This is a genomic window from Streptomyces sp. NPDC107546, from assembly GCF_055639175.1.
Map to the genome: position 1 here is coordinate 155035 of NZ_JBVKBA010000002.1, position 25979 is coordinate 181013.

20 protein-coding genes are annotated in these 25979 nt (G+C 72.0%); 12 read left to right on the plus strand and 8 right to left on the minus strand.

The window, feature by feature from the left end; genetic code table 11:
• Positions 1-47 precede the first annotated feature (47 nt).
• Positions 48-971 carry an SCO2102 family sporulation regulator gene (locus ACZ7L1_RS03265; RefSeq protein ID WP_471433751.1) on the plus strand — a complete coding sequence of 308 codons (924 nt, stop codon included), beginning with the start codon at positions 48-50 and terminating at the stop codon, positions 969-971.
• Between the two features lie 28 nt (positions 972-999).
• Here the strand turns inward: ACZ7L1_RS03265 and ACZ7L1_RS03270 are convergent, their stop codons facing one another.
• From ACZ7L1_RS03270 to ACZ7L1_RS03285, 4 genes are all read right to left on the minus strand, one after another.
• Positions 1000-2511 (minus strand): phytoene desaturase family protein, encoded by a 1512-nt coding sequence (locus ACZ7L1_RS03270; protein ID WP_471433752.1) that lies wholly within the window; start codon positions 2509-2511, stop codon positions 1000-1002.
• Positions 2512-2921: 410 nt separating this feature from the next.
• Positions 2922-3554, minus strand: coding sequence for a TetR/AcrR family transcriptional regulator (locus ACZ7L1_RS03275; RefSeq protein ID WP_471433754.1), 633 nt, complete (start codon positions 3552-3554; stop codon positions 2922-2924).
• Positions 3555-3598: 44 nt separating this feature from the next.
• Positions 3599-5683, minus strand: coding sequence for a YhgE/Pip family protein (locus ACZ7L1_RS03280; RefSeq protein WP_471433755.1), 2085 nt, complete (start codon positions 5681-5683; stop codon positions 3599-3601).
• The gene (locus ACZ7L1_RS03285; protein ID WP_471433756.1) at positions 5655-6461 is read right to left on the minus strand and encodes an ATP-binding cassette domain-containing protein; all 807 of its coding nucleotides are present in this window, start codon (positions 6459-6461) and stop codon (positions 5655-5657) included. Before ACZ7L1_RS03285 ends, ACZ7L1_RS03280 begins: the two co-directional genes overlap by 29 nt.
• Positions 6462-6677: 216 nt before the next feature.
• On the opposite strand from ACZ7L1_RS03285, the gene ACZ7L1_RS03290 reads away from it, so the two are divergent.
• From ACZ7L1_RS03290 to ACZ7L1_RS03300, 3 genes are all read left to right on the plus strand, one after another.
• Positions 6678-7217 (plus strand): SAV_6107 family HEPN domain-containing protein, encoded by a 540-nt coding sequence (locus ACZ7L1_RS03290; protein WP_471433758.1) that lies wholly within the window; start codon positions 6678-6680, stop codon positions 7215-7217.
• 149 nt (positions 7218-7366) lie between these two features.
• Positions 7367-8137 (plus strand): methyltransferase, encoded by a 771-nt coding sequence (locus ACZ7L1_RS03295; protein ID WP_471433759.1) that lies wholly within the window; start codon positions 7367-7369, stop codon positions 8135-8137.
• Between the two features lie 276 nt (positions 8138-8413).
• Positions 8414-8797 carry a DUF3040 domain-containing protein gene (locus ACZ7L1_RS03300; protein WP_471433760.1) on the plus strand — a complete coding sequence of 128 codons (384 nt, stop codon included), beginning with the start codon at positions 8414-8416 and terminating at the stop codon, positions 8795-8797.
• Between the two features lie 311 nt (positions 8798-9108).
• Here the strand turns inward: ACZ7L1_RS03300 and ACZ7L1_RS03305 are convergent, their stop codons facing one another.
• The 4 genes from ACZ7L1_RS03305 to ACZ7L1_RS03320 all read right to left on the minus strand — a co-directional run bounded on the left by ACZ7L1_RS03305 (position 9109) and on the right by ACZ7L1_RS03320 (position 14819).
• Positions 9109-11610 (minus strand): transglutaminase TgpA family protein, encoded by a 2502-nt coding sequence (locus ACZ7L1_RS03305; RefSeq protein ID WP_471433762.1) that lies wholly within the window; start codon positions 11608-11610, stop codon positions 9109-9111.
• A complete protein-coding gene (locus ACZ7L1_RS03310) occupies positions 11607-12965 on the minus strand; it encodes a DUF58 domain-containing protein (RefSeq protein WP_471433764.1) in 1359 nt (452 codons plus the stop codon). Before ACZ7L1_RS03310 ends, ACZ7L1_RS03305 begins: the two co-directional genes overlap by 4 nt.
• Complete coding sequence (locus ACZ7L1_RS03315) at positions 12965-13993, minus strand: AAA family ATPase (RefSeq protein ID WP_388987521.1); 1029 nt, start codon at positions 13991-13993, stop codon at positions 12965-12967. Before ACZ7L1_RS03315 ends, ACZ7L1_RS03310 begins: the two co-directional genes overlap by 1 nt.
• A gap of 283 nt (positions 13994-14276) precedes the next feature.
• A complete protein-coding gene (locus ACZ7L1_RS03320) occupies positions 14277-14819 on the minus strand; it encodes a beta-class carbonic anhydrase (protein ID WP_366028448.1) in 543 nt (180 codons plus the stop codon).
• 417 nt (positions 14820-15236) lie between these two features.
• Between ACZ7L1_RS03320 and rsmH the strand changes: the two genes are divergently transcribed.
• The 8 genes from rsmH to ftsW all read left to right on the plus strand — a co-directional run bounded on the left by rsmH (position 15237) and on the right by ftsW (position 25974).
• Complete coding sequence (rsmH, locus tag ACZ7L1_RS03325; protein WP_471433765.1) at positions 15237-16193, plus strand: 16S rRNA (cytosine(1402)-N(4))-methyltransferase RsmH; 957 nt, start codon at positions 15237-15239, stop codon at positions 16191-16193.
• 106 nt (positions 16194-16299) lie between these two features.
• Positions 16300-16890, plus strand: a complete 591-nt coding sequence (ftsL, locus tag ACZ7L1_RS03330; protein ID WP_471433767.1) for a cell division protein FtsL — start codon at positions 16300-16302, stop codon at positions 16888-16890.
• A 5-nt stretch (positions 16891-16895) separates the two neighbouring features.
• Positions 16896-18848 carry a peptidoglycan D,D-transpeptidase FtsI family protein gene (locus ACZ7L1_RS03335; protein WP_471433768.1) on the plus strand — a complete coding sequence of 651 codons (1953 nt, stop codon included), beginning with the start codon at positions 16896-16898 and terminating at the stop codon, positions 18846-18848.
• A gap of 235 nt (positions 18849-19083) precedes the next feature.
• Entirely contained in the window at positions 19084-20604 is a 1521-nt protein-coding gene (locus tag ACZ7L1_RS03340) for a UDP-N-acetylmuramoyl-L-alanyl-D-glutamate--2,6-diaminopimelate ligase (protein WP_471434219.1), read from the plus strand.
• A gap of 4 nt (positions 20605-20608) precedes the next feature.
• Positions 20609-22024: a UDP-N-acetylmuramoyl-tripeptide--D-alanyl-D-alanine ligase gene (locus ACZ7L1_RS03345; protein ID WP_471433769.1), complete on the plus strand. Its 1416-nt coding sequence runs from the start codon at positions 20609-20611 to the stop codon at positions 22022-22024.
• On the plus strand, positions 22021-23094 hold the full coding sequence (gene mraY / locus ACZ7L1_RS03350) for a phospho-N-acetylmuramoyl-pentapeptide-transferase (protein WP_471433771.1): 1074 nt from the start codon (positions 22021-22023) through the stop codon (positions 23092-23094). The genes ACZ7L1_RS03345 and mraY overlap by 4 nt, the downstream gene beginning before the upstream one ends.
• Positions 23076-24506 carry a UDP-N-acetylmuramoyl-L-alanine--D-glutamate ligase gene (gene murD, locus ACZ7L1_RS03355; RefSeq protein ID WP_471433772.1) on the plus strand — a complete coding sequence of 477 codons (1431 nt, stop codon included), beginning with the start codon at positions 23076-23078 and terminating at the stop codon, positions 24504-24506. Before mraY ends, murD begins: the two co-directional genes overlap by 19 nt.
• Positions 24507-24624: 118 nt before the next feature.
• Complete coding sequence (gene ftsW / locus ACZ7L1_RS03360; protein WP_471433773.1) at positions 24625-25974, plus strand: putative lipid II flippase FtsW; 1350 nt, start codon at positions 24625-24627, stop codon at positions 25972-25974.
• The last annotated feature ends 5 nt before the right edge of the window (positions 25975-25979 follow it).

A 25979-nucleotide genomic window follows, 5' to 3' on the forward strand; every position in this document is an offset into this window, starting at 1 on the left:
ACCCGTATAGGACACACTGCGTAGCGGCCACTGGGAGAGGGGCGTACATGGGCTGGACGGTCCTCTACATCGCGTTCGGCATCGTCGCGCTGTGGCTGCTCGGTGAGGTGCTGCTGCAGTACAAGGCACGCCTGCGCTGGCGGCTGCTCGCGTTCGCCGGATTCCTCGGCGTCGTGTTCGGCGTGCTCATCCAGTCCGTCGTGGTCATCGGCCTGGGCGCCGCCGCCTTCGCGGTCGGGCAGACCTACGTCACCCTGTCGTTCCGCCGCGGGTTCGCGGCCGGCTGGGCCGTCGGCAACCGCCCGCGCGAGGGCGCGGGCACCGGAAGCAAGCGCCGCCGGGGAGAGAAGGTCCGTCAGGAAGAGGCGGCGGACACCGACGTCGAGCCGACGGGCGCGACGACGACGATGCCCGCCGGAACGTACCGCCAGGACGACGCGTACGACGAGGACGACCACGACGACGTCTTCTCCCGCCCGGGGACCACCTCGCCCGTGGAGACCGCGGCCGAGGCCACCTCCGTCTACGAGCCGCAGCCCCTGCCCGAGGACACCGGCTCCTACGGTGTCTACACGGAGGCCGCCTACACCCCCGCCGACCAGCCCCAGGAGCAGCAGGCCTACGCCTACGACGGCTACTCCGGATACGGCCAGCAGCAGCACTACGGCTACGAGGGCGGTCAGCAGCAGTACGGCGGATACTCCGACCCGTACCAGGGCACGGGGACCTACGGCGCCGGCTCGTACGACACCACGTACGGCGGCGAGCAGCAGTACGGACAGCAGACGTACGGGCAGGACCAGTACGCCACCGGCACCTACGGCGAGACCCCGCCCGGTGGTGTCTGGGTGCCCCAGCAGCGCACCACCGACGAAGCGCTCGGCGGCGAACTCCCGCCCGAACAGCCGTACCCCTACCAGGACAACGGCACCCCGCACGGCAACGGCTACGACGAGCGCTACCGCTTCTGACGTCCCGGGGCGCTCGGCCCCGGAACGGTCACTGAGAGCCCCGGAAGTCCGGTCCCTCCACGATGAGCCCGGCGACCAGGGCACCCGACATGCCGGCATGGGCGAGACCGCCGCCTGGGTGGGACCAGCCGCCGACCCGGTACAGACCGGGCAGCCGCGTGGTGTTCGCCGGGTGCAGGAAACGACCGTGCCCCGCGGCGAGCGCGGGCGCGGGCACGGCCCCGGAGGGGGCACCCGTCTCGTCCTCGACGTGTCCGGGTGCCCGCACCTCGTGCCACAGCAGCCGCTCGCGCAGACCGGGTATCGCCTTCTCGGCGGCTTCAAGGAGCAGATCCGTGTACCGCCGGACCGTACCCTCGTCCTCCCAGGGGGCCTCCGAAGACACCACGGCGGACGCCACCATGGACTCGTGCTCGCTGTCGGGCGCGAGTGCGGGGTCGTCGGGGCGCAGGACGGTCACCGTGGGCGGCGGGGGCACGTCGCCGCCCGGTGAGGCCAGGAAGTCCCACTCCGGCTCGGGGGCCGCCGGATGGGCCACCGTGCGGTGCACGGCGCCGGGCTCACGGCCGCCGCGCAGGGCGAGCAGCAGGGTGAACCGGGAGGGTGGAGCTGCGCCGGGGTCGGCCCGTACGTCACCCTCGTTGTCCACAGGTCGCTCCGTCAGGGCTCGCAGCCGTGTCGGGTGGACGTCCGCCACGACATGGTCGGCGTCGGCCACCGTCCCGTCCGCCAGTTGCACACCCGCGGCCCGGCCGTCCTTCTCCACGATCCGGGTGACCTCGGCGCCGAAGACGAACTCCACCCGCCGCTTGCGGCATCGCTCGTACACCGCGCGCGCCAACTCCCGCATGCCGCCGCGTACATACCAGGTGCCGAAGGCGTGCTCCATGTACGGCAGCACGGCCGCGCTCGCCGGAGCGGTCCAGGGGGAGAGACCGTACACGAGCGCATGACTCACCAGCAGGGCCTCCAGCCTGTCGTCGCGCAGCTCCCAGTAGGCGATCTCGGTCAGCGTCCTGGCCCGGCGCGTGCGCAGCAGCCGCTTGTGCGGCACCGCCGGATACGGCTCCTTCTCCGCAAGCACCTGCCAGTTGGGCCACAGCGGCTCCTCAAGGAGCGGCCGGCGCGTGCGGTCCCAGGCCTCGCGCGCCCGCACCAGGAAGTCGCCCCAGCGCTCGCCCGCGCCCGCACCCAGCGCCGCGTCCAGCGCGGACACCACACCCGCGCGCGATGCGTTGGGCAGCGCCACCTCGGTGCCGTCCGCGAAGACGTGCCGTGACGACGGGTCCACCTGGACCAGATCGACGCAGTCCTCCAGCGGCTCCTTGCCGGTCTTGACGAACAGATCGCGGTAGACGGCGGGCAGCGTCAGCAGTCCCGGGCCCGTGTCGAAGCGGAACCCGTCCCGCTCGAACCGGCGCACCGCGCCGCCGTACGTCTCCGTACGCTCGTACACCACCACCCGGTGGCCCGCGACGGCCAGCCGGGCGGCGGCCGCCATCGCGCCCATCCCGGCGCCGATCACCGCAATCCGTGCCATGCCTGCGACCTTATCGGCCGCCACCGACAATCCGGCCGCGGGCCGGTGACCGGCGCTTTTCGCAACATTCGCGCCCTGGGGCTGAGCGCTCAGGTCTGAGTATCCGTACCTAGCCGGAGAGATGAGTATCTGCGCGGATGGGGTCCGACCCGCGCGGACGAGACAGTGGAGGCACGGAAAGGGGCACGGCTCCGGCACCGCCGACACGGGGCGGCGGAACGGTGCCTGCCCTCGACCGCTCCTTCCGCCGGCACTCCTGCGGCGGAAGCGAGGCAGGGGGAGACCCGGGGGAAGGACCGAACGGGGGTCACGGGGGCACGATAAGCGCCGGTCCGTGTCGGCCCGCCAAGGGCGCGGCCGACACGGACCGGCGCTTTCGTCTGCCGGGCGCCACCGGCCGTCCACGTGCCCTACCAGCCGCCGCTCACGCGCCCCTGGATCAGCCGTGAGAGCGCCGCGTGGACGTCGTCCAGGGAGCGCTCCGGCTGGAACGACTGCCAGTCCAGCGCCGCCACCAGCACCATGCCGACCAGCGCCGCCGCCGTCAGCGGGACGTCGATCTCGTCGCTGAACTCGCCGCTGTCCACCCCCGCGCGCAGCACGTCCTCGATGGCCGCGACGACCTGCTGCCGGACCACCATGAGCGTGGACTGCCAGGCCCGGTTGGTGCGCCACAGCTCGGCCACGTACAGCTGGGTGAAGGACGGGTAGCGGGCGATGAAGGCCAGCCCGGCGCGGATCATGGCGTCCAGGGCGTCCACCTTGGTACCGCCCGCCAGGTCGCTCTGCTCGGCCGCGTCCCTGAGGGAGGCGGTGAGCAGCCCCACACCGTGCCGCAGCAACTCCTCGAAGAGGACGGACTTGCTCGCGAAGTTGTAGTAGACCGTGCCCTTCGCGACCCCGGCCCGCTCGGCGATCTCGTCGACGGTGGTCGCGGAGAAGCCCTGCTCCGCTATCAGGGTGACGGCCGCCTCGTAGAGCTTCTGCCGGGTCGCCTCGCGGCGGCTCGAGCCGCCGGACGTAGCGGCGCTGCTGCGTTCCATGGCCCTGATTCTCACAGGAACGGCCCGGTGGGATGGCCCGGACCTCACAGGTTCAGCTCCGGGTGCAGCCGGTCGAGCGTCCACACCTGCCTGCGCCGGGCCGACAGGGCGGTCAACGCGAGGGCGCCCGCGGTGAACGCCGCGAGCACGGCGCACGCCTGCCACACGGGACCGAGGCCGCCGCCCGTGATGAGCCGCCGCAGCGCTTCGACGACGTAACTCATCGGCAGGAAGGGGTGGATCGCGTTGAAGAAGCCCGGAGAGGTCTGCACGGGGTAAGTACCGCCCGCGGACGTCAGCTGGAGCATCAGCAGGGCGAGGACGAGGATCCGGCCCGCCGCCCCGAAGCGCGCGTTCAGCCACTGGACGAGCGCCGCGAAGCACGCCGCCACCAGGAACAGGAACCCGATCGTCCCCGCCGCCCGCACCATCTGGAGGCCGATCGCCCAGTGCAGCACGGCCATCAGGGCAGCCGTCTGCAGCACGCCCACGGCGGCCACCGGCAGCCAGCCCGCCAGCGCGATCCGCCAGGCGGAGGCGCCCGCCGCGAGCGCGCGCCGGTTCATGGGCGGGATCAGCATGTACGCCACCATCGCGCCCACCCACAGGGACAACGGGATGAAGTACGGGGCGAAACCGGTGCCGTAGTTGGGCGCGTGGTGCAGGTCCCGGGAGGCCAACTGCACCGGGTCCGCCATGACCTGGGTGCGCCGGTCGCGGTCCTGCTTGTCGTAGTCGGGGATCTTCCCCGCGCCGTCGTGCAGTCCGCCGGCGAGCTTCCCGGAGCCGTCGGCGAGCTTGTACATGCCGCCGTTGAGGTCGATCGCGCCGCTCTCCAGCCTGCCGATGCCCGAGTCCAGGTCGGCCGCCCCGGCCCGGGCGGTGCCCAGGCCGGTGTGCAGGGTCCGGGCGCCCTTGGCGACCTCGGCGGCGCCCTTGTTGAGCGCGTCCACCTTGGAGACCGCGTCGTCGAGGTCGTCGGACAGGTGCGGTGCCGCCTTGGCCAGCGCCCGGGCCTGCCGCTGGAGGGTCTTCAGGTCCTGCCGCATGGCTGTCATGTCGCCGTGATAGTCCCGCACCACCGTGTTCACGTCCTTGGCGAGCCGCGCCGCGTCCGCCGCGGCGTCCCTCGCCTTCTTCAGGTCCGCGCAGGCGGGGTCGGGCAGGACCTGGCTCACACAGCGCCTCTCGTACACCGCGTCCAGCGTCTCGGACGCTTCACGCGTGCCCTTCTCGGCGACGGGGGCCGTGGTGACGAAGGCGTCGAGGTGGTCGCTGATGACGCCCGCCGAGTCGGCCACGACGGTCGAGGTGTCGGCGATCTGCCGTCCGTCCTTCTTCAGGAACGGCCGCACCTGGTCGGCCGCGCCGTGCACCCGGTCGGCGAGCGCCTGGGTGCCGTCCGCGACCTGCTGGGCGCCGTCCTGAAGGGCGCCCGCGCCCTGGTCGAGCCTGGTCAGGCCGCTCGACAGCTTTCCGCTGCCGCTCTTGGCCTCCTTCAAGCCGTCGGCCAGGTCCTTGGAGCCCTTCTCCGCCTTGCCGATCCCGCCCGTGAGCTGGTCGGCGCCGTCGGCGGCTTTCACGGTGGCCCCGTGGATGTCCGAGAACGAGATGAAGATCCGGTCGAGGAACGACCGCGACGTCTTGGTGGAGGCCGCCGCGCGCACCTCGGCGAACACCGTCTTGGAGATCTGCCCGACGATGTAGTTGTTGGCGTCGTTCGTCCGCACCTGAAGGGCGCCCGTCTCAGGGGAATCGCCGGAGCTGGAGGCGATCTCGGCGCTGAAGTCGGAGGGCATGGTCAGCGACAGGTAGTAGGTGCCGTCCTCGACGCCCTTCCTGGCTTCGACGGCGCTGACCCGGTGCCACTCGAAGGTGTCACTCTTGAGCAACCCCTTGACGAGGTCGTCGCCCGCGGTGAGCCTCCGGCCGGCGACGGTCGTGCCCTTGTCGTCGTCGACGAGCGCCACGGGGATGCGGTCCAGCCGCCCGTAGGGGTCCCAGAACGACCACAGGTACAGGGCGCCGTACAGCAGCGGCAGCAGCAGGAGCGCGACCAGCGCCGCACGCGGCAGCTTTCCCCTGCCGAACCGCCTGAGCTCAAGCGCGGCCAGTTTCGGCGAGCGCATCCGCCGTCTCCTTGTCGTCGTCGCCGTCTTCGGTCGGCTCGTCGGGGGTGGTCTCCTCGCGCGCGTGCCGCGCGCCGGGTGCCGTCGACACCACGACGGTGTCCTCGGGGGCCTCGGTGCACACCGCGAGGACGGTCGTCCCGTCCTCGGTCAGCGACCTCAACAGGTCCCAGGCTTCGGTCTGTTCGGCGGGGGACAGCTTCAGGTCGGCGTCGTCGACGGCGAGCAGGCGGGGCCGGCCGATCAGGGCCAGCGCCACGGACAGCCGCAGGGCCTCCAGTCGCTCCAGGTCGCGTACGGCGGTCCGGCGGCCCTTGGGCAGTTGTTCCGGGTCGAGTCCGGCGGCGGCGAGGGCGGTGTCGATCCGGCGTGCCGCCTCGGCCGCCCGATCGCTCCTGGGCCGCAGCAGCGCCCGCAGGGAGTCCCCGAACCTGCTTTCCAGCAGGGCACGTTCACGCAGGTGCTCGCCGACGGTCAGGGCTGGGTCGAGGTCGGTGACACCCGGCACGTGCGCGAGCGCGCTGGTCCGGCGCACGGCGGACATCTCCTTGGGCAGCCGGTGCCCGCCGACCGTGGCCCGTCCCTCGCTCGGCCTCATCCTCCCGGTGAGCGCGAGCAGCAGACAGGTGCGGCCGGAGCCCGAGGGGCCCTCGACGGCGATGAGCGAGCCGGGCTCCGCCTCGAGGCCGACGCCCCGGAAGGCCCAGCCGCGCGGTCCCTTCAGCCCGAAGCCGGCGGCACTGACGGCGACCCCGGCCGCCGTCTCCTGCATGTCCATGTCCCCCCTCGTTCCCCTGGGCCGGGCACCCAGTCCCGGGGCCCCGTCACGGAACCCCGAGTTTTTGAACTGACTGGTCAGTGCAAAAACTACTCCGAACCTGTGAGCGAAGCAAAAGAGCAGGTCAGAACGGATTGTCAGTGCCATACCCCACGATGGGGACATACGGCAGCCCGTATCAGGGCGTGCCGTCACACAGACGACAGGAGGTTCGTCATGGCCAGTCACCACGCAGCCGCCGCACGTCGGCGCCGCGCCGCCGGCCCTGCCCCCTCACTGACCGGCCCGGCGAGCGACGTGCACCCCGTGCTGCGCCGGGCCACGGCCCCGCCCGCCGCCCTCGACCTGCTGGCCCAGGCCCGCGCCGCACTGGAGGAGGCCACCCTCCTCGAAACGCCGAACGAGCGGTATGCGACGGCCCATCTGGCGGCCCTGCGCACCGCCGCCGCCGTGCTCGCCGCGCGCGGGCGCCCGGAGCCGACCGCGCGACGCCGCGCGAAGATCCGCAGCGCCTGGGAAGTGCTCCCCGAGATCGCACCCGAACTCACCGAGTGGAGCGCGCTGTTCGCCTCCGGCGCCGCCCGTCGCGCCCGCGCCGAGGCCGGCATCCGGGGTGCGGCCGGCACCCGGGACGCGGACGACCTGATACGGGACGTGGCGATGTTCCTGCGCCTGGTCGAGCGGATGCTGGTCCTCCAGCCGGTGCTTCCGCAGCCGCGACAGGATGCGGAGCGGGAGATGCCGGACGCGGGGTGAGGATCCGGGCGGGGTGAGGGGTCCTGGGCGGGGGCCGGAGGCAATAGGGTGGAGGCGCCTGAAGTCTTTCGCCCTGGTAACGGGGGTCGGAAGGCCGTCCGATCGCTCCGCCGAACATCAGGCGGTGCCGCGCCGAGGAGTCAACTGCCGTGTCGGACCCCACTCGCCCCCGCGCGTCTCTCCGTACCGCCGTGGTCTGGGAGGTCCTCAAGGACGCCCTCGACCGCCGGGTCAAGGCCACGGGGCGGGACGTGCTGGACGTCCTCGACACCGGTGGCGGCAGCGGGAACTTCGCCGTACCGGTCGCCCGACTCGGCCACCGCGTCACCGTTGTCGACCCCAGCCCGAACGCGCTGTTCGCGCTGGAGCGCCGGGCCGCCGAAGCCGGTGTCGCCGACCGGGTGCAGGGCGTTCAGGGCGACGCGCACGGCCTGTTCGACGTGGTCGAGCGCGGCGGCTACGACGTGGTGCTGTGCCACGGCGTCCTGGAGTACGTCGACGACCCCGCCGAGGGCGTCCGCAACGCCGTCGCGGCCCTGCGCCCCGACGGTGTCCTCAGCCTGCTCGCCGCGGGCCTCGGCGGTGCCGTGCTCGCGCGGGCCCTCGCCGGGCACTTCAAGGAGGCCCGGCAGGCGCTTCAGGGCCCGAACGGCCGCTGGGGCGAGGGCGACCCCGTACCGCACCGCTTCACCACCGAGCAGCTCACCGCGCTCGTCGAGGACGCGGGCCTGAGCGTGGGCGCGGTGCACGGCGTGCGGGTCTTCGCGGACCTGGTGCCCGGGGTGCTGGTGGACACCGAGCCGGGCGCGCTGGAGGCGCTGCTCAAGCTGGAGGCCGCGGCGGCCGAGTCCCCGGCGTTCCACTCCGTGGCTACGCAGCTGCACGTGCTGGGTGAGACCAAGGGGGCCGCCGAGTCCTGAGCGGCCCCTCGTGGCGCCCCGCTGATCAGCGGCTTGGCGGCGGATGGAGTACGCCACAGGCCCCCCGATCGTGCGGTCCGCGCCGTATGATCGAGGGAGACCGACCGGCATGACGGGTCGGCCGCTGGGGAATGAAGATCTCAGTGAGCCGGGACGGGCATGGCGGATTCCGGTTGGCCAATTGGCGTAGAGGGGCGGGTTTCAAGGGGGCGATTCCCTGCCTATCCTGAAGGGGACCCCCGGTCGCCCCGGCGACTGCACGATGAGGAGGACTCCGTGCCGCTCTCGGAGCACGAGCAGCGCATGCTCGAGCAGATGGAGCGAGCGCTGTACGCCGAAGATCCCAAGTTCGCGTCGGCGCTTGAGGGAAGCGGGCTGCGTACGTACACCCGGCGGCGGGTCTACCAGGCGGTCGCGGGCTTCCTCGTGGGTATCGCGCTCCTCATGGCCGGAATGGTCGCGAAGCAGATCTGGATCAGCGTGGTGGGCTTCCTCGTCATGCTGGGCTGTGCGGTGCTCGTGGTGACCGGTTGGCGCAAGGTTCCCAAGCCGGGTGAACAGGGAGCGCCGGGCATCCGCCGTCAGGCGCACCAGCGACGCTCCATGATGGACCGCATCGAACAACGCTGGCAGCGCCGACGGGACGAACAAGGCCAGTAGCCGTAGACGTGACGCAACAGGGGCGACCGGAAGGTCGCCCCTGTTGCTGTACCTGTACCCGTACGCCCCCTGGCGGGCCGCCGCAGCCCGTGCCGCCCACCGCCCCCGCACGGGCGGGGCGTGCGGCACGGAGCTCGCAGCGGCGAGCCGGTAGCGCCGGCAGGCCCGGAGACCGCGTACGACCGACGACGACGCCACTGGAGGGGCCCTCAGTCCGTTGAGGCGGTGGGGGAGCCGTACCGGAGGCCATCGACGCCGAGCGCAGTGCCCGGTGCCGCCCGCCCCGTCGCCGGGACGGGCGGCACCCCGTGTCAGCCCCCTCGCTGGTCCGACGGGCGGCGTATCCCGGCCGTCCAGCGGGTCGCCCAGCGCGTCCTCAGGTCCGCCAAGCGGTCCGCCGCCGCCCATACCGCGCGCATCGCCGAGGGCGGGGCCACTATGGCGCGCAGGCGGGTGCGGCGGTCGGCCGTGGAGCGCAGTGACGCTCGCAGCTTGCGTACGTCTTCCACCAGGCCCGCCTCGGCTCCCGGCTCCGGTGCGTACAGCACCTGCTCCACCGCACCCGCCACCCGGTGGACGGCCCCCGCCGTCTCGGGGTCCAGCCGGCCGAGCCGTACGATCCGCTCGGCCGCCTTCCGCGGGGTCAGCGCGTCGTCCGGCGCGATCCCGTAGTCCCACGCCGTGTCCGTGAGCTCACGCCAGACGGCCAGGGTGTGCCCCACGGCCACCTCGCTCGACCGGCCCGAGGCGGTCTCACCGGGCAGCACCGTCATCCCCATCCCGTCCGCATACCGCTCACCGCCGCGATCCCCGCGGCGGACGCGGGCCGGCGGCAGCGCGGACGGAGCGTGCTGCGCGGACGCCAGCCGCACCGACCGGCTCCTGAGTCGCCACAGCATCGGCGTCAGCGGCACCGCCACCAGCACCAGACCCAGCAGCGCCCAGAACAGCACCCTGTACCACGGCGGTCCGTCGTCCCCGGAGCCCGCAGCGACCTGCGCGGACTGGCTCGGGCACCCCTCGATCTTCCGCAGGGTCGCCGAACAGCTCGTCGTCGTCGACGGCGCGGCGGACGGCGCCGTCGACGACGACAGCGACGGCCGCGGCACCACCGGAATCTCCCCGCTCGGCGTGTTCGACTGCGTGTACGACGGGGTCGAGCCCCGGTTCGGGGTCGGCTCGAAACGGGTCCAGCCCACGCCCTCGAAGTACAGCTCCGGCCACGCGTGCGCGTCCCTCAGCCCCACCGACATCGAACCGTCAGCCTGCGACGACCCCGGGGTGAAGCCGACCGCGACGCGCGCCGGTATCCCCAGCGTCCGCGCCATCGCGGCCATCGCGAAGGAGAAGTGCACGCAGAAGCCCTGCTTGTCCTTCAGGAACCGGGCGATCGCGTTCGGTCCGGTGCCGACCTGCACCTGGGTGTTGTAGGTGAAGCCGCCGTCGACCGCGAAGTAGTCCTGGAGCTTGACCGCCTCCTCGTAGTGGTTCGACGACCCGGCCGTCACCCTGCGGGCCGTCTGTGCCACCACGGCGGGCAACGAGGACGGCACCTTCGTGAACTCGCGCTTCAGCGACGCCGGCGGCTCGGGCGCCTCGGCCAGCTGCTCCGCCGTCGGCTGCACGATCAGACTCTTGACGTCATACTGCACGCCCCGCGTGTTCTGCCCGTGGTCGCCGACGAGCGTGCGGCCCACCGGCTCGTACCGCCAGCTGCCCTTGATCTTCACGCTCGTCGCCGGGTACGGCATCGGCAGCCAGTCCTGCGCGTACCAGTCCGCGGCCGAGATCCGCGTCTCGATCTCGGTCCGCCGCACGCTGCCCGCGAGTCCGGTCGGCGTCGGGAACGAGTCCGGCACGGAGGTGATGTGCCGCTGCGCGGGCTTCCAGGTGGTGCCGTCGAAGTCGTCCAGGGCGACGATCCTCAGGTACATGTCCTGGGTGTCGTCCGTGTTGGTGCGATACGCCATGACCTGGCGGTCCTGGTCCACGTTCAGGCTGTCGCGCAGCGACACCAGCGGGTTGACCGCGGAGATCGTGTTGCCGTCGCCGAGCCCCGCGCCCACCCCGGCCCCGGTGCCGTCCAGCAGCCCGCCCCGCAGCGAGGGCAGGGCCAGCGGCACCACCAGGGCGATGCCCAACGCGACGGCGCCGATGCGGCGCCCGGTGCGCACGGGAGCCACCGCGCCCCCGGAGTCCCCGCCCCCCGCGCGCGGGGCGCCGGTGAAGACCCGCCCCCACTGGGACAGCCGGTCGCGGCCCTCGGCCAGCAGCAGCATCAGATAGCCGGCCGCGGCCACCAGGAACCACACCCAGTCGGCTCCGCCGTGCGACAGGGCGGTCGCCACCGCGTACAGCGCGAGCAGTGGCAGTCCGGCTGGGGCCGCCGCGCGGAACGTCACCGCCAGAGCGTCCACCAGGAGCCCGATCAGCAGCACCCCGCCGACCATCATCAGCCGGATCCCGGGCGTCAGCGGCGCCGGGCTCGTGTACCGCCCGACATCGTCCCTGCCCGACTGCAGCAGTTCCCCGAAGTGGTGGAAGGCTTCGGGGCCGGGGACGAACCCGGCGAGGGCCTGCTGCCGGGCGAAGACCAGCGTGAGCAGCAGCAGGGCGACCGCCACCTGGCAGGCTAGGGTCAGCGGACGCGCCAGCGGCACCCGCCGGGTCGCCGCGCCCACTGCGGTCACCATCGCCACCAGCATCGCCGCCTGGAACAGCCAGGTCGCCGGGCTCACCAGCGGCAGCAGGGCGCACGACGTCATCAGCGTCGCCGCCGCGGCACAGAGTGCCAGACGCGCCCGCCCGCTCATGACCGTCCCTCCGTGCCGCTCAGGGCACCCACGTCCGTGCGCTGCCGGTCCGCCTCGCGCCACAGCTCCGTCAGGGACACGCCCCGGGGCACGGGCACGGCGGTCCAGCCCGCCTCGCGCAGCAGCCGCAACCGCTCCGCGCTCCGGTCCCCCGGGCCCGGCACATCGGTCGGTTCGCGTCCCCAGGTGTCACTGTCCAGCACGAACGCCAGTGCGCCGCCGCTGCGCCCGCTCATCTTGGCGGCCATCGCGGTCTGCTCCTCGTCGAGATCGCCGAAGAACGCCACCAGCAGCCCCTCGTTCCCGCCGCGCAGCACGTCGTAGGCGCGCGACAGACCCGCGCCGTCCGAGTGGTCGATCACGGCGAGTGTGTCCATCATCAGCCCGGCCGCGTCCGCGGTCTCCTGGCTCGCGCCCGCGAACCCGTCCGCGCCCTCACCGGGCACCGAACTGCCCGTGTCGGTCAACAGCCGCACCGAGAAGCCCCGTTCGAGCATGTGCACCAGCGCGGACGCCGCGCCCGTCACCGCCCACTCGAAGGCCGAGTCCGGGCCCGCGCCCTGGAAGGCGATCGCCCGGGTGTCGAGCAGCACCGTGCACCGGGCCCGCTGCGGCTGCTCCTCCCGGCGCACCATCAGCTCGCCGTACCGCGCGGTGGAGCGCCAGTGCACCCGGCGCAGGTCGTCGCCGTACCGGTACCCGCGCGGAATCACGTCGTCCTCGCCGGCCAGCGCCAGCGAGCGCTGCCGCCCGTCGCCGTACCCCTGCGCCTCGCCCGCGAACCTGACCGGCGGCAGGGGCTCCACGCGCGGGATGACCGTCAGGGTGTCGTACGTGGAGAAGGAGCGGGTCAGCTCGCACATCCCGAAGGGGTCGGTGAGCCGCAGCTGGAGGGGGCCCAGCGGATACCGGCCGCGCAGGTCAGAGCGCACGCGGTAGGACACCTCGCGGCGGCCGCCCGCCTCCACCCGGTCCAGGACGAACCGGGGGCGCGGCCCGAGGACGTAGGGCACCCGGTCCTGGAGCATCAGCAGCCCGGTGGGCAGCCGTGAGACGTTGTCCATCCGCAGATGGACCCGAGCCTCGGACCCCGCGGGCACCCGCGAGGGGGACAGACGACGGCTGCCCGCGACCCGGTAACGCGTGCGGTACAGCGCTGAGGCGCACGCCAGGGGCAGTACCGCGAGCAGGATGCCCACCCGCAGCAGCTCGCTCTGGCCGAGGACGTAGGCGCAGATCGCGGCGGCCACACCCGCGGCCAGGAAGGACCGGCCGCGCGTGGTCAGCCCGGCGAGCGCGGTGCGCAGCCCGCCCCGGTCCTCCTCGGCGGTGCGCGCCGTCCCCCCGTGGGTCATCAGAGCCTCCGGGGCGGCTGCTGACCGAAGCCGCGACCCGTGGTGAAGCCGGACTGCTGCTGGGGCCCGGCGGGCACGGGGGTGCTCTGCAGGATCTCCTGCACGACCTGCTCCGCAGTACGGCGGTTGAGCTGGGCCTGGGCGGTGGGCAGCAGCCGGTGGGCGAGGACCGCCACGGCGAGCGCCTGCACGTCGTCCGGCAGCGCGTACTCCCGGCCGGCCAGGGCGGCGGAGGCCTTCGCCGCGCGCAGCAGATGGAGCGTGGCGCGCGGCGAGGCGCCGAGTCTGAGGTCGGGATGCGTGCGTGTGGCGGCGACCAGGTCCACCGCGTAGCGCCGGACCGTCTCGGCGACGTGGACACCGCGGACGGCCTCCACCAGCTTCACGATCTCGTGCGCGTGCGCCACCGGCTGGAGGTCGTCCAGGGGGTTGACGCCGCCGTGGATGTCGAGCATCTGCAGTTCGGCCTCGGGGCTGGGGTAGCCGATGGAGACACGGGCCATGAAGCGGTCGCGCTGGGCCTCGGGCAGCGGATAGGTGCCCTCCATCTCCACCGGGTTCTGGGTGGCGACCACCATGAAGGGGCTGGGCAGTTCGTACGTCTGGCCGTCGATGGTGACCTGCCGCTCCTCCATCGACTCCAGGAGCGCGGACTGTGTCTTGGGCGAGGCGCGGTTGATCTCGTCGCCGATCACGATCTGGGCGAAGATGGCGCCCGGCTTGAACTCGAAGTCCCGCCGCTGCTGGTCCCAGATGGACACGCCCGTGATGTCCGAGGGCAGCAGGTCGGGCGTGAACTGGATGCGCCGCACCGAGCAGTCGATGGACCGGGCCAGTGCCTTGGCGAGCATGGTCTTGCCCACGCCGGGGACGTCCTCGATCAGAAGGTGCCCCTCGGCGAGCAGCACGGTCAGCGAAAGCCGTACGACCTCGGGCTTGCCCTCGATCACTCCTTCCACCGATCTGCGGACGCGCTCCACAGTGGCGGTCAGATCAGTGAGGCTCGCTCGATCGTCATAGGTCGTCACCCGGCCCTCCTCGGCCCGTTTTTTCTCCGGGCCGACGCTCTGCTGTGCGGACCGGCCCACCCCGAAACACGGACACCACGCCTGAGAAGCTCCGCGTGACGCCACAACCCGCAATCTTGCCGCCGTTACCGATTCGTGTCACTCGCCTGTGGATAACTGGCCGCGATATGTCGGCCTTACGGGCTTTTTGGTGCACCGGAGCCGGGATCTTTGTCCGAATGGACTTTTCCCGGTGGCCCGCTGACGGCGGGTGGAGTACGGGGTGGGGGCCCGGAACGTGCCGTTACGCCGGATCGATCTCCCGCAGCCGGCCCGTCTTCACGTCGAACACGAAACCGCGCACGTCGTCCGTGTGCACCAGGAACGGCGAGGTGCGCACGCGCTGCATCGACTGCCGCACGTCCTGGTCGACGTCGCGGAACGCCTCGACCGCCCAGGAGGGCCGCTGGCCGACCTCCATCTCCAGCTCGTGCCGGAACTCCTCGGTCAGCGACTCCAGGCCGCAGCCCGTGTGGTGGATGAGCACGACGCTGCGGGTGCCGAGCGCCCGCTGGCTGATGGTGAGGGAGCGGATCACGTCGTCGGTGACCACACCGCCCGCGTTGCGGATGGTGTGACAGTCGCCCAGCTTCAGGCCGAGCGCGGCATGCAGGTCGAGGCGTGCGTCCATGCAGGCCACGACGGCGACGCCGAGCACGGGACGGGCATCCATCCCGGGATCGGTGAACGCGGTGGCGTAGCGCTGGTTGGCCTCGACGAGGCGATCGGTGACAGGGCCCACTATGGCGCCTTCGGGACCGGCGGGCACGGATGCGGAAGTCGTCATACCCATGACGTTACTGGTCATCCGCGATCTCGGCCCGCTGTGGACAGGGACAAAAAACGCCACTGCGGCATGTTGTGAGCCAACCCACACGCGAGGGGAAACATCCACCGGATGGGTGAATCCTTTCGAATCCTTCCGCCGTGGCGGGCCGGTGGCGCCACACGCAGGCCCGTTGATTGACCGCGAGACGGGGTGGACTAAAGTGACGCGAAGCGGGAGGCGAGACGCTCTCCCCGCCACTGTTCACCCCGGAGGAGTCGGCGGACGCCGATGACTCCCCGCGTGCGCGGCGCGTACGTACGGCTCGGCCTCCTCCCGCTCCCGGTCGGCTGACGCTTCCGGCGCCGGCAGGCCGCCTTGTGAGCGGGCGGGGACCTGGCGGTGCGATGCGGGCCGCGCCGGATCTGAGAGGCCCCCTTGTCCCAGAGTCGACACGTGCCCGTCATGCTCCGGCAGTGCCTGGACATGCTGGCCCCGGCCCTCGCCGAGCCGGGGGCCGTCGTCGTCGACTGCACCCTCGGGCTCGGCGGTCACAGCGAGGCGCTGCTGGCGCGGTTCCCCGAGGCCCGGCTCATCGGACTGGACCGGGACAAGGAGGCGCTGCGCCTGTCCGGGGAGCGCCTCGCCCCCTTCGGCGACCGGGCCACGCTGGTGCACGCGGTCTACGACGAACTGCCCGACGTGCTCGCCCGGCTGGGCGTGCCGCGCGTCCAGGGCGTGCTCTTCGACCTCGGCGTCTCGTCCATGCAACTCGACGAGGCCGAGCGTGGTTTCGCCTACGCCCAGGACGCCCCGCTCGACATGCGCATGGACCAGACGACGGGCATCAGCGCCGCCGAGGTCCTCAACACCTACCCGGCCGGCGACCTGGTGCGGATCCTGCGGACGTACGGCGAGGAGAAGCAGGCCAAGCGGATCGTGTCCGCGATCGTGCGCGAGCGCGAGAAGGAGCCGTTCACCAACAGCGCGCGGCTCGTGGAGCTGATCCGCGACGCGCTCCCGCAGGCGGCCAAGCGGACCGGCGGCAACCCGGCCAAGCGCACCTTCCAGGCGCTGCGCATCGAGGTCAACGGCGAGCTCGCCGTCCTGGAACGGGCGATCCCCGCGGCCGTCAAGGCGCTGTCCGTCGGCGGCCGGATCGCCGTCCTCTCCTACCACTCGCTCGAGGACCGCCTGGTCAAGCAGGTGTTCGCGGCGGGTGCGGCGAGCACCGCGCCGCCCGGGCTGCCGGTCGTCCCCGAGCGCTACCAGCCCCGGCTCAAGCTCCTCACCCGCGGTGCCGAACTTCCCACCGAAGAGGAGATCGCCGAGAACCGCCGGGCGGCTCCGGCGCGTCTGCGTGGTGCCGAGCGCGTCCGTGCGGACGTCGAGTGAGCCAGGGCACCGAGTGAGCCGTACGACAACCGAGTGAGGCGCACGAAAGGGGTGGGCGAGTGAGCAGGAGACGCGAGGAGGGTGTGGAAGCGCGGCGGGAGGGCGTGTGAGCGGCAAACCCGAACTCAGGGGCCGGGCAGCCCGGCTCGCCCGGCTGATCCCCGCCGGCGGCAGCCGGGCCGCCCGTACCCCCTTCGTGCTGCTCGTCGTCCTGCTGCTCGGCGGCGGCCTCATCGCGCTCCTCATGCTGAACTCCGCGCTCAGCGAGGGCGCGTTCAAGCTCGACGACCTGCAGCGGCAGACCAAGAGCCTCACCGACGAGGAACAGGCCCTCCAACGGGACGTCGACGCCTACTCCGCGCCCGACGCGCTCCAGCGCCGGGCCCGCGAGCTAGGCATGGTCCCCGGCGGCGACCCCGCCTTCCTGAACCCCGACGGCACCGTCAAGGGCGTCCCCGAGCCCGCCGGTCAGCAGGCCTCGGCGAGCACCGCAGCCGTGCGCCCGCCCGAGGCGCTCAGCACCGGCCCCAGCCCGGCGGCACCGCCGTCACCGTCCCCTTCCACCCATCCGGCGGCCGCCCGCACGGCCGCGCCCTCGACCCCGGCCGCCCGCACGGCCGCGTCCCCGACTCCGGCCGCCCGCACGGCCGCGTCCCCGACCCCGCCCGAAGCCCCCTCCCCGACCCCCGGCAGGTGACGGAAGTGTCCGACAGGGAACCGCCGCGCCGTCGCGTGCCCGGCCCCGCCCGGCCCGTGCGTCCCGACGCCCGGCGCCGCCCGAGCCCCGGCGCCCGCCCGGCACGCCGCCCGGCCACGGGCCGCCGCCCCGCCCCGCGCACCATCCGGCTCGGCAGCCCCCGCCCCCGGCTGCGGTTGATCGGCCTCGCACTGACCCTGGTGATGTCCGCCTTCGTCGTACGGCTGCTCCAGGTGCAGGCCGTGGACGCGAGCACGTACACCGCCAAGGCCGACCAGAACCGCTATGTCGGCCGCACCCTGGCCGCCGTCCGCGGCGAGATCACCGACCGCAACGGCGTCGCGCTGGCGAGCAGCGTGGACGCGTACGACATCACGGCCGACCCGACGCTCTTCACGCCGAAGGTCACCAAGGTCGCCGACGCCCCCGAGCAGGCCGCCGCGCTGCTGGCCCCGATCATCGGCCAGGACACCGCCGAGATCGCCAGGAAACTCAGGACCCCGGACACCCAGTACGTGCTGCTCGCCCACCGCCAGACCCCTCAGGTGTGGAACCAGATCAAGGATCTGAGGAACACCCTCGCGGCCAAGGCGAGGACGGACCCGAACACGGCCAACGTCCTCGCCGGAGTCCTCGCCGAGCCCACCAACAAACGCGTCTACCCCAACGGTGACCTCGCCGCCGGAGTGCTCGGCTGGGTCAGTGCCGAGGGCAAGGGCGCCGGCGGCATCGAGCAACAGCTGAACCAGGAGCTGGCCGGCAAGGACGGCAAGATCCGCTACGCCCAGTCCGGCGGCCGTCTGGTGCCGACCGCGGGCTCCGCCGAGACACCCGCCGTGGCCGGTTCCGACGTCGAACTGACCATCGACCGGGACATCCAGTGGGCCGCCCAGAGCGCCATCACCGACCAGGTGAAGAAGTCCAAGGCCGACCGCGGGTACGTCGTGGTGCAGGACACCCGGACCGGTCAGATCCTGGCCCTCGCCAACTCGCCCGGCTTCGACCCCAACGACCTCGCGCACGCCGACTCGGCCGCCCTCGGCAACGCCGCCCTGCAGGACGCGTACGAGCCTGGCTCCACCGCCAAGGTCATGACCATGGCGGCCGTGCTCCAGGAGAACGCCGCGACCCCGCTGACCCACGTCACCGTGCCCAACCGGCTGCACCGCGGCGACCGGCTCTTCGCGGACGACGTCGACCACACGACCTGGTACCTGACCCTCAACGGCGTCCTCGCCAGGTCCAGCAACATCGGCACCATCCTGGCGGCCGGCCAGCTCGGCAGGACGCAGGCGCAGGCCAACCAGGTTCTGTACTCCTATCTGCGCAAATTCGGCATCGGCCGCCCCACCGGGCTCGACCTCCCCGGTGAGACCGCCGGCATCCTCGCGCCGCCCGGCAAGTGGTCGACCTCCCAGCAGTACACGATTCCTTTCGGCCAGGGTGTGTCGATCAACGCGGTGCAGGCCGCGTCCGTCTACTCGACCATCGCCAACGGCGGCGTGCGCGTCGAGCCCACCCTGGTGCGCGGCACGAAGGGCCCGGACGGCCACTTCACCCCGGCCACCCAGCCCGAGAAGACCAGGGTCGTCAGCGGCAAGACGGCGAAGACGCTCGCCCAGATGCTGGAGGCCGTCGTGGACGACGGGCAGGGAACCGGCAAGAAGGCGCGCATCCCCGGCTACCGCGTCGCGGGCAAGACGGGTACGGCCAACCGCGTGGATCCGGCCACCGGCAGGTACCGCGGCTACACGTCCTCCTTCGCCGGTTTCGCCCCCGCGGACAACCCGCGCATCACCGTCTACTGCGCGATCCAGAACGCCACGAAGGGCAGCTACTTCGGCGGCGACATCTGCGGCCCCGTCTTCAAGCAGGTGATGGAGTTCGCCCTGAAGACCCTCCAGGTCCCGCCCACCGGAGCCGCCTCAGCGAACCTGCCCGTCACGTTCACGCCATGATCAGCTCCACGAAGCACTACGGGAAAGACCGACCAGGAACCAGCTCGTGACAACGAACACTCCCGACCCCGGGAACCACACCCCGCCCTCGCCCCCGCCCGCCCGTCTCCCACCACCGCCCTTGTCGGACCGCGCTTCGCGCGGGCTCCCTTTTCGCCCCTCAGGGGGTACGCCCGGTACGCTCACCGCCGTGCCACACGCTGATCAGTCCCCCACCACTCAGAAGGGCGCTTCCGTGACGTATCCGGGACCGCCCAGGCCGCAGCACCTCTCCGCCACACCACTCGCGGAGCTCGCCGGCCAGCTGGGTGTCACCGCCCCGGAGGGCGCCGCCGAGGTCACGGGCATCACCCACGACTCACGCGCCGTCCGCCCCGGCGACCTGTACGCCGCCCTGCCCGGCGCCCGAGCGCACGGCGCCGACTTCGTCACCCAGGCCGCCGGACTCGGCGCGGTCGCCGTGCTGACCGACCCGACGGGCGCCGAGCGCGCCGCCGCGACCGGCCTGCCGGTCCTGGTGGTCGACGACCCCCGCGCACGAATGGGCGAGCTGGCGGCCACGATCTACGGCCACCCCGGCCGTGACCTGCTCCAGATCGGCATCACCGGCACCTCCGGCAAGACCACCACCGCCTACCTCGTCGAGGGCGGTCTGAAGACGGTCCGCTCCACCGGACTGATCGGCACGGTCGAGATGCGCATCGGCGAGACCCGCATCAAGTCCGAGCGCACCACCCCCGAGGCCACCGACCTGCAGGCCCTGTTCGCGGTCATGCGCGAGCGCGGGGTCGAGGCCGTCGCCATGGAGGTCTCCAGCCACGCGCTGGTCCTCGGCCGCGTCGACGGCTGCGTGTTCGACGTCGCCGTCTTCACCAACCTCAGCCCGGAACACATGGAGTTCCACTCCGACATGGAGGACTACTTCCGGGCGAAGGCGCAGTTGTTCACCCAGAAACGCAGCAGGCTCGGCGTGGTCAACCTCGACGACGAGTACGGCCGCAGGCTCGCCAAGGAGGCCGGCGTCCCGGTCGTCACGTACTCCGCCGAGGGCCACCCGGATGCCGACTGGCGTGCCGAGGACGTCCACATCGGCCCGCTGGACTCCACGTTCACCGTGATCGGCCCCAAGGACCAGCGGATCGCCGCCAGGTCGCCGCTGCCGGGCCCGTTCAACGTGGCGAACACCCTCGCCGCGATCGTCGCCCTCGCCGAGGCCGGGCTGGATCCGCAGACCGCCGCCGACGGCGTCGCCGCCGTGCCGGGCGTCCCCGGGCGACTGGAGCGCGTGGACGCCGGCCAGCCCTACCTCGCGGTCGTGGACTACGCCCACAAGACCGACGCCGTCGAATCGGTGCTGCGCGCCCTGCGCAAGGTCACCGAGGGCAGGCTGCACGTCGTCATCGGCTGCGGCGGCGACCGTGACACCACCAAGCGCGCCCCGATGGGCGCCGCCGCGGCCCGGCTCGCCGACACGGCCGTACTGACCTCCGACAACCCGCGCTCCGAGGACCCCCTCGCGATCCTCGCCACCATGCTCCAGGGCGCCGCGTCCGTGCCCGCGCACGAGCGCGGCGAGGTCCAGGTCTTCGAGGACCGGGCCGCCGCCATCGAGGCCGCCGTCGCCCGCGCGCGGCCCGGGGACACCGTGCTCGTCGCGGGCAAGGGCCACGAACAGGGCCAGGACATCGCCGGAGTGGTCCGTCCCTTCGACGACCGCCAGGTGCTTCGCGAAGCTATCCAGAAGACCCAGGGATGAACTTGTGATCGCCCTCTCCCTCGCCGAGATCGCAGAAGTCGTCGGCGGGCAGACGCATGACATACCGGACCCGTCCGTCCAGGTCACCGGGCCGGTCGTCCGGGACTCCCGCGAGGTGCGGCCCGGTTGCCTCTTCGTCGCCTTCGTCGGCGAACGCGTGGACGGCCACGACTTCGCCCGCGCGGCCGTCGAGGCGGGTGCCGCCGCCGTCCTGGCGGCGCGCCCCGTCGGCGTGCCCGCGATCGTCGTGGACGACGTCCAGGCCGCCCTCGGCGCCCTCGCGCGTCACGTCGTCTCCCGGCTGGGGGCGACCCTCGTGGCCCTCACCGGCTCCGCCGGCAAGACCAGCACCAAGGACCTCATCGCGCAGGTGCTCCAGCGCAAGGCGCCGACCGTGTTCACCCCCGGCTCGCTCAACAACGAGATCGGGCTGCCGCTGACCGCTCTCAGCGCCACCGAGGACACCAGGTTCCTCGTCCTGGAGATGGGCGCCCGAGGCATCGGCCACATCCGCTACCTCACCGAGCTGACGCCGCCGAAGGTCGGTGTCGTGCTCAACGTCGGCTCCGCCCACATCGGCGAGTTCGGCGGCCGGGATCAGATCGCACAGGCCAAGGGCGAGCTCGTCGAGAGCCTGCCCGTCTCGGACGCCGGCGGCATCGCGGTCCTCAACGCCGACGATCCGTACGTGCGTGCCATGACCTCCCGTACGAAGGCGAAGGTGATCCTTTTCGGGGAGTCCGACGAAGCGGACGTACGCGCCGAGAACGTGCGACTCACGGACAGCGGACAGCCCGCCTTCAGGCTTCACACACCCTCCGGTGCATCCGATGTGACCATGCGCCTGTACGGTGAGCACCACGTGTCGAACGCGCTCGCCGCGGCCGCCGTCGCCCATGAGCTGGGCATGTCCGCAGACGAGATCGCCGTCGCGCTCTCCGAGGCGGGCTCCCTCTCCCGCTGGCGGATGGAGGTCACCGAGCGCCCTGACGGCGTGACCATCGTCAACGACGCCTACAACGCCAACCCGGAGTCCATGAAGGCCGCCCTGCGCGCGCTGGCCGCCATGGGCCGGGGACGGCGGACCTGGGCGGTGCTCGGCAAGATGGCCGAGCTCGGGGACGAGGCGCTCGCCGAGCACGACGCGGTCGGACGGCTCGTCGTCCGGCTCAACGTCAGCAAGCTCGTCGCGGTCGGGGGCAGGGAAGCGTCCTGGCTGCAACTGGGCGCATATAACGAGGGTTCGTGGGGTGAGGAGTCGGTGCACGTGTCCGACGCACAGGCGGCGATCGACCTGTTGCGCAGCGAGTTGCGCCCGGGAGACGTCGTACTCGTGAAGGCGTCCCGGTCGGTCGGGCTCGAGAGCGTGGCGCAGGCGCTGCTCGAGACCGGTGCCGAGGGTGAGGTCGCAGCCCGATGATGAAGCAGATCCTGTTCGCAGGAGTCATTGGCCTCTTCCTGACGTTGGTCGGCACGCCGCTGCTGATCAAGCTGCTGGCCCGCAAGGGCTACGGCCAGTACATCCGCGACGACGGACCGCGCGAGCACGCCAGCAAGCGCGGTACGCCGACCATGGGTGGTATCGCCTTCATCCTGTCGACCATCGCCGCGTACTTCCTGTCCAAGGTGATCACCGGCTACCCGCCGAACTACTCCGGGCTGCTGGTGCTCGCGCTGATGGCGGGCATGGGCCTGGTCGGCTTCCTGGACGACTACATCAAGATCGTCAAGCGTCGGTCGCTCGGTCTGCGCGCCAAGGCCAAGATGGCCGGACAGCTGATCGTCGGCGTCGCCTTCGCGGTGCTGGCGCTGCAGTTCGCAGACGCCCGCGGCAACACCCCGGCCTCCACCAAGCTCTCCTTCGTGCAGGACTTCGGCTGGACCATCGGCCCGGTGCTCTTCGTGGTCTGGGCGCTGTTCATGATCCTCGCGATGTCGAACGGCGTGAACCTCACCGACGGTCTCGACGGCCTGGCCACCGGCGCCTCCGTGCTCGTGTTCGGCGCGTACACGTTCATCGGCGTCTGGCAGTTCCAGGAGTCCTGCGCCAACGCCATGACGCTGACCAACCCGTCAGCCTGCTACCAGGTGCGCGACCCTCTCGACCTCGCCATCGTCGCCTCGGCGCTGATGGGCTCCTGCCTGGGCTTCCTGTGGTGGAACACCTCACCCGCCAAGATCTTCATGGGCGACACCGGGTCGCTCGCGCTGGGCGGCGCGCTCGCCGGCCTCGCCATCTGCTCCCGCACCGAGTTGCTGCTCGCGCTGCTGGGCGGCCTGTTCGTCCTGATCACCATGTCCGTCGTGATCCAGGTCGGCTCCTTCCGTCTCACCGGCAAGCGGGTCTTCCGGATGGCGCCGCTCCAGCACCACTTCGAGCTCAAGGGCTGGTCCGAGGTCCTGGTGGTGGTCAGGTTCTGGATCATCCAGGGTATTTGCGTGGTCGTCGGACTGGGCATCTTCTACGCAGGATGGGCAGCGGAAAAGTGACCGACTGGCAGGGCAGGCACGTCACCGTCGCGGGGCTCGGCGTCTCGGGCGTCCCGGCGGCCAAGGTGCTGCACGGGCTCGGCGCGGTCGTGACCGTCGTCAACGACGGCGACGACGAGCGGGCCCGGGCGCAGGCCGCGGAGCTGGAGGCGCGCGGGATCACCGTGCGCCTCGGTGATGGCGCGACCCTGCCCGAGGGCACGGAGCTGATCGTCACCGCGCCCGGCTGGAAGCCGGACAAGCCGCTGTTCGCCGCGGCCGCGAAGGCGGGCGTCCCGGTCTGGGGCGACGTCGAACTCGCCTGGCAGCTGCGCGGTCCCGACGCCGCGCCCTGGCTCGCCGTCACCGGCACCAACGGCAAGACCACGACCGTGCAGATGCTCGCCTCCATCCTGGAGGCGGCGGGCCTGCGCACGGCCGCCGTCGGCAACATCGGGGTCTCGCTGCTCGACGTCGTCCTCGGCGAGGAGAAGTACGACGTCCTGGCGGTGGAGTTGTCGAGCTATCAGCTTCACTGGGCCCCGTCGCTGCGCGCCCACTCCGCCGCCGTACTGAACCTGGCGCCCGATCACCTCGACTGGCACGGCTCCATGGAGGCCTACGCCAAGGACAAGGGCCGTATCTACGAGGGCAATCGGGTCGCCTGCGTCTACAACGTCGCCGACAAGGCCACCGAGGACCTGGTGCGCGAGGCGGACGTCGAAGAGGGTTGCCGGGCCGTCGGTTTCACGCTGGGCACGCCCGCGCCGTCCCAACTCGGCGTCGTGGACGGCATTCTGGTGGACCGGGCCTTCGTCGAGGACCGGCAGAAGAACGCGCAGGAGCTGGCGGAGGTCTCCGACGTCAACCCGCCCGCCCCGCACAACATCGCCAACGCCCTTGCGGCGGCGGCCCTCGCGCGCGCCTTCGGGGTGCCGGCCAATGCCGTACGGGACGGCCTGCGCGCCTTCCGGCCGGACGCGCACCGCATCGCGCATGTCGCGGACGTGGACGGCGTCGCGTACGTCGACGACTCCAAGGCCACCAACACGCATGCCGCTGGGGCCTCGTTGGCGGCCTATGAGTCGATCGTGTGGATCGCCGGCGGGCTCGCCAAGGGAGCGACCTTCGACGAGCTGGTCGCGGGCGCGGCCAAGCGGCTTCGGGGTGTGGTGCTCATCGGTGCGGACCGGGCGCTGATCCGTGAAGCCCTCGCGCGACACGCGCCGGAAGTACCGGTGGTGGACCTCGAACGGACCGACACTGGGGCGATGCGGGCGGCTGTGGCCGAGGCGCGGAAGCTGGCGCATGCGGGTGACACCGTGTTGTTGGCCCCTGCTTGTGCCTCGATGGACATGTTCGCCAACTACAACAAGCGTGGGGATGCGTTCGCGGAGGCCGTTCGCGAACTCGGTGAGGGCGCGGGCGCCTGACGCCGGGTCTCGGCCACCGCCGGTGGCCTGGGGACCCTTGGAGGGACGCGTGAGTGAGATGTGGCTGGTGATTCGTCGGCGGCGGTCCGCCGGTATCACAGCGACGATGAGGTGACCGGTGGCAGCGAGTAGCCGTACCACGCCGCGTGCGCCCAAGCGCCCCCCCACCGCCCCGCCGCCGCGCGACAACGCCCTCACCCGGCTCGTCGCGCGGGCCCGGCGGGCCTGGGACAGGCCGCTCACCGCGTACTACCTGATCCTCGGCAGCAGTCTGCTGATCACGGTGCTGGGTCTGGTGATGGTCTACTCGGCCTCCCAGATCACCGCGCTGCAGATGTCGCTGCCCGGGTCGTACTTCTTCCGCAAGCAGTTCCTGGCGGCCGCGATCGGGGCCCTGCTGATGCTCGTCGCCTCGCGGATGCCCGTGAAGCTGCACCGGGCGCTGGCGTACCCGATCCTGGCCGGTGGCCTCTTCCTGCTCGTCCTGGTGCAGGTGCCGGGGGTGGGCATGGCGGTCAACGGGAACCAGAACTGGATCTCGCTGGGCGGCTCCTTCCAGATCCAGCCCAGCGAGTTCGGCAAGCTCGCACTCGTGCTGTGGGGCGCCGACCTGATCGCGCGCAAGCAGGACAAGCGGCTGCTCACGCAGTGGAAGCACATGCTCGTGCCGCTCGTTCCGATGGCGTTCGTGCTGCTCGGGCTGATCATGCTGGGCGGCGACATGGGTACGACGATCATCCTGACCGCGATCCTGTTCGGACTGCTGTGGCTGGCCGGGGCGCCCACGCGGCTGTTCGCCGGCGTGCTGGGCGTCGCCGTGGTGCTCGGCGCCCTCGCCATCGAGAGCAGCCCGCACCGCCTGAACCGCCTGGCCTGCATCGGCGCGACCGACCTGGGTCCGAACGACATCTGCTGGCAGGGCGTGCACGGCCTCTACGCCCTCGCCTCGGGCGGAATCTTCGGTTCCGGGCTCGGCGCCAGTGTGGAAAAATGGGGGCAACTCCCCGAGGCGCACACGGACTTCATCTTCGCCGTCACCGGTGAGGAACTCGGCCTCGCGGGCACGCTGTCGGTACTGGCCCTCTTCGCGGCTCTAGGCTATGCGGGTATCCGCGTGGCCGGACGCACGGAGGATCCCTTCGTGAGGTACGCCGCGGGAGGCGTGACCACCTGGATCATGGCCCAGGCCGTGATCAACATGGGTGCGGTGCTCGGCTTGCTGCCGATCGCCGGCGTCCCGCTCCCGCTGTTCTCCTACGGGGGATCCGCCCTGCTGCCGACCATGTTCGCCATCGGGCTGCTGATCGCCTTCGCGCGCGACGAGCCCGCTGCGCGGGCGGCGCTTGCGATGCGGCAACCCCGCTTTGGTAGAAAGCGGGCGGGAGGCACCAGGATGGATCGGGGGCCTCGGAGATGGAACACGATGCGACGGCGTGCCTCGGCGGCGCGTTCGTCCGGAGAGCGGTGAATTTC

What these genes read in the sequence shown, in the direction of transcription:
- ACZ7L1_RS03265 (WP_471433751.1), top strand. Translation starts at nt 48, where the DNA reads ATGGGCTGGACGGTCCTCTACATCGCGTTCGGCATCGTCGCGCTGTGG.
- ACZ7L1_RS03270 (WP_471433752.1), bottom strand. Translation starts at nt 2,511, where the DNA reads ATGGCACGGATTGCGGTGATCGGCGCCGGGATGGGCGCGATGGCGGCC.
- ACZ7L1_RS03275 (WP_471433754.1), bottom strand. Translation starts at nt 3,554, where the DNA reads ATGGAACGCAGCAGCGCCGCTACGTCCGGCGGCTCGAGCCGCCGCGAG.
- ACZ7L1_RS03280 (WP_471433755.1), bottom strand. Translation starts at nt 5,683, where the DNA reads ATGCGCTCGCCGAAACTGGCCGCGCTTGAGCTCAGGCGGTTCGGCAGG.
- ACZ7L1_RS03285 (WP_471433756.1), bottom strand. Translation starts at nt 6,461, where the DNA reads ATGGACATGCAGGAGACGGCGGCCGGGGTCGCCGTCAGTGCCGCCGGC.
- ACZ7L1_RS03290 (WP_471433758.1), top strand. Translation starts at nt 6,678, where the DNA reads ATGGCCAGTCACCACGCAGCCGCCGCACGTCGGCGCCGCGCCGCCGGC.
- ACZ7L1_RS03305 (WP_471433762.1), bottom strand. Translation starts at nt 11,610, where the DNA reads ATGAGCGGGCGGGCGCGTCTGGCACTCTGTGCCGCGGCGGCGACGCTG.
- ACZ7L1_RS03310 (WP_471433764.1), bottom strand. Translation starts at nt 12,965, where the DNA reads ATGACCCACGGGGGGACGGCGCGCACCGCCGAGGAGGACCGGGGCGGG.
- ACZ7L1_RS03320 (WP_366028448.1), bottom strand. Translation starts at nt 14,819, where the DNA reads ATGACGACTTCCGCATCCGTGCCCGCCGGTCCCGAAGGCGCCATAGTG.
- mraY (WP_471433771.1), top strand. Translation starts at nt 22,021, where the DNA reads ATGATGAAGCAGATCCTGTTCGCAGGAGTCATTGGCCTCTTCCTGACG.
- murD (WP_471433772.1), top strand. Translation starts at nt 23,076, where the DNA reads ATGGGCAGCGGAAAAGTGACCGACTGGCAGGGCAGGCACGTCACCGTC.